This is a genomic window from Acinetobacter sp. WCHAc060033 (genome assembly GCF_004209125.1).
GTDB classification, from domain to species: Bacteria; Pseudomonadota; Gammaproteobacteria; order Pseudomonadales; family Moraxellaceae; genus Acinetobacter; species Acinetobacter wuhouensis.
On record NZ_SGSW01000145.1, the window covers coordinates 1 to 1,274 of the forward strand.

Genomic DNA, 1,274 nt, shown 5'->3' on the forward strand with positions numbered 1-1,274 from the left:
TGATATACGCTGAATTATCAGGAGACTTTCCCTTGGGAGATTCTAGGCAGCCAACTTATAAAAGTCTTCGGCCATTTGATTTGGTGTCTTAAAACCCAAACCCTTTTGAATTCTTCGATGATTATAAAATAATTCAATGTATTTTATAATATCTGCTTTGGCTTCTTCTCTGGTTTGATAGTTGTAATGATGCACTAACTCATTTTTCAGTATTCCCCAAAAGCTTTCAATCGGTGCATTATCGTAACAGTCTCCGCGCTTGCTCATTGAACCTTGAAAACCATATTGCTCAAGTATATTTCGATATTCATGGCTGCAATATTGACTTCCTCTGTCTGAATGCACAATCAGTTCTTTGGTTGGTTTTTGATTGTGAATAGCCATATTTAGCGCATTACAAACAAGCTGTGCTGTCATGCGCTCATTTAAGCTATAGCCAACCACTTGTTTCGTGTAAAGGTCTTTTACCGCTGCTAAGTACAGCCATCCTTCAACAGTCCATATGTACGTAATATCACTTGACCATGCTTGATTTGGTCTAGTCATTGAGAATTGTTGCTCCAGCAGGTTTTCATAGATCGCTCGATTATGGTCACTATTCGTAGTCCTTTTAAAACGCTTGTGTCGCTTACAATACAGGTGGTTCAGCGCTTTTATCTGACGTACAGCGTACATACTCATTTTTATGCCCTGAGCTTGTAAGTATTTGGTTAATCGAATATAACCATAGCTCTGCCTTGTCTCCTCATGGGCTATTTTCACCAATATCGTCTGTTGATTTCGTTGAATCGTTCTTTTGCTCACGCCTCTCTTGAGCCAATCATAAAAACATGAAACTGAAACATGAAGTAATCGAGCCATTAAGGTAATTGGAAAAGAATATCTTTTTTGTTTCATATAGGCGTACCTTACTGACTTTCTTTGGCAAAGTACGCTGCTGCCTTTTTTAAAAATTCACGTTCCATTTCAGCTATTTTGAGCTGTTGTTTGAGTTTTTTATTTTCTTCGAGTAGAGCGTTTAGATCAGGTGAATACTGTTTTGTACCTGCTAAAGTTCCAGCCTTTGCTTTGGTATTCCAATTTGAAAGAGTTTGCATTGAAATGCTAAGTTGTCTAGCTGTTTCCGAGACATTGCCTTGATTGGCTTCAATTAATTTGATGGCTTCAGCTTTAAATTCTGTGGTGTAAGTCTTGTGTTTCTTGCTCATGGTAAACTCCTGATGAGTGTGTTTAGTTTACCAAGTTAAAACCTCCTGTTTTTTCAGCACACATCA

The 1,274-nt window shown here is 37.9% G+C and carries 1 protein-coding gene; it reads right to left on the bottom strand.

Annotation, left to right across the window (positions count from 1 at the left end; translation table 11 throughout):
- Positions 1 to 42: 42 nt before the first annotated feature.
- A protein-coding gene (locus EXE10_RS20970) for an IS3-like element ISAba22 family transposase (RefSeq protein ID WP_085944217.1) occupies positions 43 to 1,208 on the bottom strand; the annotation gives its coding sequence in 2 pieces (ribosomal slippage) (positions 43 to 950 and positions 950 to 1,208; 1,167 coding nt in all).
- Positions 1,209 to 1,274 lie beyond the last annotated feature (66 nt).